Source organism: bacterium, from assembly GCA_036524115.1.
Lineage (GTDB): Bacteria > JAUVQV01 > JAUVQV01 > JAUVQV01 > DATDCY01 > DATDCY01.
Map to the genome: position 1 here is coordinate 1 of DATDCY010000359.1, position 5364 is coordinate 5364.

Below are 5364 nucleotides of genomic sequence, written 5' to 3' on the forward strand. Positions count from 1 at the left end.
CGGCCGAGAGCGTGGAGAGCGCGGCGATCCGCGGCTTCGCGAGCCGCGCCCACCGCGCCGCGGCAGGCGGCCACGCGGGCGCCGCGGCGGCGATCGTCGTCACGGCCTCGTCCCTCCCAGCGCCTTGAGCGCGGCGACGACGGCGTCCAGCTCCGCCGAATCCAGCGGCATCCTCGGCATGATGTTCGGGTAGCCCTTCACGACGTCTGCCGCCGGGTCGACGATGGACCGGCGCAGGTACGGCTCGTCCGCCGGGATCGTGCGCTCGGCGCCACCGGTCACCACGGTCACGGTCGAGCCGTAGAGGCCCCTGAATCCCGGCGCGACCGGCCCCGGCCCGTCGATCGCGTGGCAGCCGAGGCAGCCCTTCTCCTTGAGGACCGCCTCGCCCTGCGGCGGCCCTGCGGCGGCGCCCTCGCCGAGCCAGACGGCGAACGCCGCCTCCGGGACGACGTCGACCACCGCCCGCATGTGCGAATGCCCCTCGCCGCAGTACTCCGTGCAAAACAGGTCGTACTTCCCGGCCTCCTTGGGCGTGAACCAGAGGTGGGTGGTCATGCCCGGCACCACGTCCTCCTTGATGCGGAACGCGGGGATGTAGGCGCTGTGGATCACGTCCAGCGACGTCATGTCCAGGCGCGTGGGGCGGCCCAGCGGCACCCTCAGCACATCGCTCTCGCGCCCGCCGGCGTAGGTGAAGCGCCACGACCACTCCTGGGCGGTGACGCGCACCCGGAGCGCGTCCGCAGGAGGCGTGCGCAGGTAGGCGAAGTCACGCCATCCGAACCAGAACATCAGGATGACGAGGAGGGTCGCCGCGACCGTCCACGCGACCTCCAGCGCCGTGGAGCCTTCGCGGTCCGGGTTCTCCGCCACCGGGTGGCGCGACGCGCGGTAGCGGACGACGAAGTAGAGCATGAGCGCCGTCACCACCGCGAGGAACGCGATGGCGGTGCCGATGATGAAGACCAGCGAGCGGTCGACGAGGACGGCGGTGTCGGAGACCTCGCGGAACACCGGCGTCACCTCCGGTACCAGACGTCGGCGAAGGTCAGCGCGAGGATTGCGCCGACCGCCGCGAGCGCCATCAGGACGAGCGCCCGCAGCAGCCGGGACTCGTAGCGCAGGTGCATGAACCAGCCGACCACGAGGCCCGCCTTGAGGCTGGCGATCGCCAGCGCGCCGAGCACGCTGTAGCGCGCGAGCAGGCCGCCCTTGGCGACGGCGACGGTGGTCGCCGTCAGCGCGACGAGCGCGGTCCAGACCGCCACGAAGGTGCGGGCCGGCAGGATGGGCACGTCGCGCTCCGGTGTCGCCATGGGCCGCCTCCCTCAGGTCACCAGGTAGAAGAGCGGGAAGAGGTAGATCCACACGACGTCGACGAAGTGCCAGAACAGGCCGGCGTTCTCGAGCAGCGCGTAGCGCCCGGGGCCGAGGCGGCCGCGCGCGGTCAGCAGGAACGCCGCGGCGATGACCCCGATGCCGATGGCGACGTGGACCGCGTGGATCCCAGTGAGCACGTAGTAGAGGCCGAAGAACAGCACCTCGCCGTGCTCGCGCCGCAGCAGCACGGGCGAGTCCGGGTAGAGGCCGCGACCGATCTTGCCGGCCCACTCGGTGGCCTTCACCGCGAGGAAGACGAGGCCGAGCAGCATCGTCGCCCCCTGGCCGAGCAGGGAGGCGCGCACCCGCCCCTGCCGCAGCGCCGCGATGGCCAGGGCCATGCAGAGGCTGCTCGTCAGCAGCACGAGCGTGTTGGCGGTGCCGATCGCCGTGCTCTCGTCGGCCGCGGCGGCGTGGAAGCCGGCGGCGTAGCGCGCGCGGAAGACGGCGTAGAGCAGGAAGGCGCCGCTGAAGAAGAGCAGCTCCGTGAGCAGGAACAGCCACATCCCGAGCTTGGCGCCGCCCTCGCCGTGCGCCTGCGCTCCCGCGCCCGCGACGGCGGTCATCGCCGCGCCCCTTCGCCGTACGCGTAGGGTCCGCGTGTCACGACCGGGATCTCCTCGAAGTTCTCCGGCGGCGGCGGCGAGGAGGTCGTCCACTCCAGCGTCGTGCCGCCCCAGGGGTCGGCCGGGGCCGGCGCGCCGCGGCGCAGCGCCCGCAGCAGGTTGCCGAGGACCACGGCGAGGCCCAGCGCGAGGATCCACGAGCCGACGGTCGCGGTCATGTGGCCCGGGAAGTAGCGCGCCGGGTAGTCGAAGTAGCGGCGCGGCATCCCCTGCAGGCCGAGCACGAACATCGTGAAGTACAGCAGGTTGAAGCCGACGAAGAGCAGGACCCAGCCGGCGCGCGCCGCCCGCTCGTCGTAGAGGCGCCCGGTGATCTTCGGGAACCAGTAGTGCAGCGCGGCGAGGAACGCCATGCCGGCGCCCCCGAACATCACGTAGTGGAAGTGCCCGACGATGAAGTACGTGGCGTGCACGTGGAGGTTCGGCGCGAGCGAGCCGATGATCAGCCCGGTGAGCCCGCCGATCGAGAAGAGGAAGATGAAGGTCAGCGCGAAGAGCATCGGCGCGTCCGTGCGGATGGACCCGCCGTGAAGGGTGGCCACCCAGTTGAAGATCTTCACGCCGCTGGGCACCGCGACGAGGAAGGTCAGCAGCGAGAAGAGCGTGCGCGAGGTGTCGCTCATCCCGCTGGTGAACATGTGGTGCCCCCAGACGAGGTAGCCGACGGCGGCGATGCACACGGCGGAGAAGGCGACCGCGCGGTAGCCGTAGACCGTGCGCCGGGCGAACGTCGGGACGATCTCCGAGACGACCCCCATCGCCGGCAGGACCATGATGTACACGGCGGGGTGCGAGTAGATCCAGAAGAGGTGCTCGAAGAGGATCGGGTCGCCGCCCTTGGCCGGGTCGAAGAAGCCCACGCCGAAGAAGCGCTCGAGCACGATGAACACCAGCGTCACCGCGAGCACCGGCGTCGCCAGCAGCTGCACCCAGCCCGTGGCGTAGAGCGTCCAGGGGAAGAGCGGCATGCGCAGCCAGCCCATGCCGGGGGCGCGCAGGCGGTGGATCGTGGTCACGAAGTTCAGCCCGGTGAGGATCGAGGAGAAGCCGAGGATGAAGACGCCGACGACGGCGAACGAGACCTGCGTGCGCGTCTGGACGCTGTAGGGCGCGTAGAACGTCCAGCCGGTGTCCAGCGGGCCGCCCTTCAGGAACAGCGACGAGAGGATGACCGCGGCGCCCGTGAGGTAGAGCCACCAGGAGAGACGGTTGAGGCGCGGAAAGGCGACGTCGCGCGCGCCGATGAGCAGCGGCAGCAGGAAGTTGCCGAAGGAGACGGGAATGCCGGGGATGACGAAGAGGAAGATCATCAGCACGCCGTGCAGCGTGAAGGTCTGGTTGTAGTGCCGAGCGTTCAGGAGCGCGCCCGGCGCGACGGCGCTGAGGCGCATCAGCACGCCGAGCGCAGCGCCCGCCGCCAGCACGAGGGTCAGCGCCGCCAGGTACATGATCCCGATGCGCTTGTGGTCGGTCGAGAGCAGCCAGGCGGCGAGGAAGCCGCGCGGCCGCGGGGGCTGAGCGGTGGCGGTGGGCAGCGGATCCGTCATGGCTGATCTCCCCCTTTGGCAAGGGGGGACGCGGGGGGATTCCCCGGACCGGCGATCCGCGATCGTCGCCCGCCGGCCAGCAGCCACACGGCGGCCGCGCCCAGCAGCACGAGGTTCACCACGCCGAAGAGCCGCAGCAGCCGGTAGAAGGCGCGCTCGGGCGCGCGCTCGTAGGGGAGGCAGTAGAGCGGCTCGGGCGGGCGGCCGTCGCGCACCTCGCCGCGGCGCGCCGCATCCAGCGCCTGCTCGATCTCCGTGGGCGCGAAGGTGACCGACTGGCGGCTGTCGTACCGGAGCCTCTCCACGGGCAGGGCGCTCGAGATCGTGCCCCCGGGGGCGACCGCCAGCAGCACCTCCGGGTGGAAGAAGTGGCCGCCCTGGCGCCGCTGGAAGCGCAAGCCGATCGCCTGCGCCAGCCGCTCGATCGCGCCGCGGTCGCCGGCGAGGAACGTCCAGGCCGCGGGCGGGAAGCCAGGACCGATCGCCTTGAGGTAGTTGCGCTTGGCGGCCGCGGCGGTTTCGGGCGTGTCGTTCTCGTCGATGCTGACCGTCGCGACGAGGTAGTCAGCCCCCGGGCGCAGCCGCAGGCGGCCGAGCGCCTCCGCGAGGCCGCCAAGCACGAGCGGGCACTGCCGGCCGCAGGAGAAGGGGACGAAGGTCAGAAGCAGCGGGCGGTCGGCGAGGTCGCGGAGGCGCACCGTTGCCCCGGTGTCGTCACGCAGGATCACGTCGGGCGGCAGGCGGTCCCCCGGCTTCCCGGAGAAACCGATGCCGTTGTCCTCGCCCGCCCCGTCCGCCGCGGCGGACCCGGCCGGGCGGACGGGGAGAACGAGCAACGAAGCGAGGGCGGCGAGCGCGACGAGCGACCGTCGCACCGTCGCCCCGGACATCGGGCTTCGAACCACTGGGCGGACCTCCAAACGTGGCGACCGCCCGTCCGCGGCGGGGCGCTACGGCGCCGGGCGGACGATCGCGAGGTATGCGGCGATGGTCGCGGCGTCGGCGTCGCTGATGTGGCCGGGCTTCTTCGCCGCCATCCGCTGGACCGTCGCCGTCCAGGCGGCGCGTGACATGTTCTTGCCCAGCGGCCGGTCAGTGCCGTGGCACTGCGAGCAGGTCGTCTCGAACGTCGACTTGGCCATGAGCCAGGCGAAGATCTTCGGCCGGGAGGTGTCGTCGAGCGCGGCGCCGTTCTTCTTCATCCGGTCGAGGATCGCGTTCCAGCCCGCGGCATCCGTCTTCTTGGCGTCCGGCCGGTCCAGGCCGTGGCAGATGCTGCACATCTTCTCGAAGACCGCCTTGTCTGCCGCGAGGCTGTCGTAGGGGTCCGCGGCCGCCGTCTGCGCCCCCGCCGGCGCCGCCAGTCCAGCCGCCACCGCCAGTCCGAACCCGAGCGTGCACGCTAACAGTCTCTTCACGGTAGCGCCTCCCTGTCTCGTGGTTACTGCCCTGCGGCGCGCCTCGAGGATGCGCGTGCCCCTCTCTGTTACCTATATGCCGCAATATGGGGCGTCAATGGGGTGAATGCCACAGGCGGGGAATACCCGCAGGTCGGCGACCGGAGAAACGAGCGCAGATGGACCCTTAGCGGCCCCGGGCTAATACGAAAAAGGCCACAACTTCCAATACGCCTTGATCTTGTTCCAGCGGTGCGCCAGGCCGTCGGGCTCGAAGATGATGAAGAGCACGACCAGCAGGCCGAAGGTCCCCTCGCGCAGGGAGTTGACGACGGTGATCGCGTTCTCCCAGATCGCGGAGAGCGCGCGCTCGGGGATGCGCAGCAGCTCGGGCAGCAGCGTCATGAAGAT

7 protein-coding genes are annotated in these 5364 nt (G+C 71.1%); all 7 read right to left on the reverse strand.

Annotated features, from left to right (window positions below):
* Nucleotides 1–99: 99 nt before the first annotated feature.
* On the reverse strand, nucleotides 100–1017 hold the full coding sequence (gene coxB, locus VI078_17595; GenBank protein ID HEY6001102.1) for a cytochrome c oxidase subunit II: 918 nt from the start codon (nucleotides 1015–1017) through the stop codon (nucleotides 100–102).
* 5 nt (nucleotides 1018–1022) lie between these two features.
* Nucleotides 1023–1319, reverse strand: coding sequence for a cytochrome C oxidase subunit IV family protein (locus VI078_17600; protein ID HEY6001103.1), 297 nt, complete (start codon nucleotides 1317–1319; stop codon nucleotides 1023–1025).
* A 12-nt stretch (nucleotides 1320–1331) separates the two neighbouring features.
* Complete coding sequence (locus VI078_17605; protein HEY6001104.1) at nucleotides 1332–1949, reverse strand: cytochrome c oxidase subunit 3; 618 nt, start codon at nucleotides 1947–1949, stop codon at nucleotides 1332–1334.
* Nucleotides 1946–3556, reverse strand: a complete 1611-nt coding sequence (locus tag VI078_17610; GenBank protein ID HEY6001105.1) for a cbb3-type cytochrome c oxidase subunit I — start codon at nucleotides 3554–3556, stop codon at nucleotides 1946–1948. The genes VI078_17605 and VI078_17610 overlap by 4 nt, the downstream gene beginning before the upstream one ends.
* Nucleotides 3553–4461 carry an SCO family protein gene (locus VI078_17615; protein HEY6001106.1) on the reverse strand — a complete coding sequence of 303 codons (909 nt, stop codon included), beginning with the start codon at nucleotides 4459–4461 and terminating at the stop codon, nucleotides 3553–3555. The genes VI078_17610 and VI078_17615 overlap by 4 nt, the downstream gene beginning before the upstream one ends.
* Nucleotides 4462–4506: 45 nt before the next feature.
* Nucleotides 4507–4974 carry a cytochrome c gene (locus tag VI078_17620; protein HEY6001107.1) on the reverse strand — a complete coding sequence of 156 codons (468 nt, stop codon included), beginning with the start codon at nucleotides 4972–4974 and terminating at the stop codon, nucleotides 4507–4509.
* 180 nt (nucleotides 4975–5154) lie between these two features.
* Nucleotides 5155–5364, reverse strand: a 210-nt coding sequence (locus tag VI078_17625; protein ID HEY6001108.1) for a branched-chain amino acid ABC transporter permease, incomplete at its 5' end; no start/stop codon positions are given.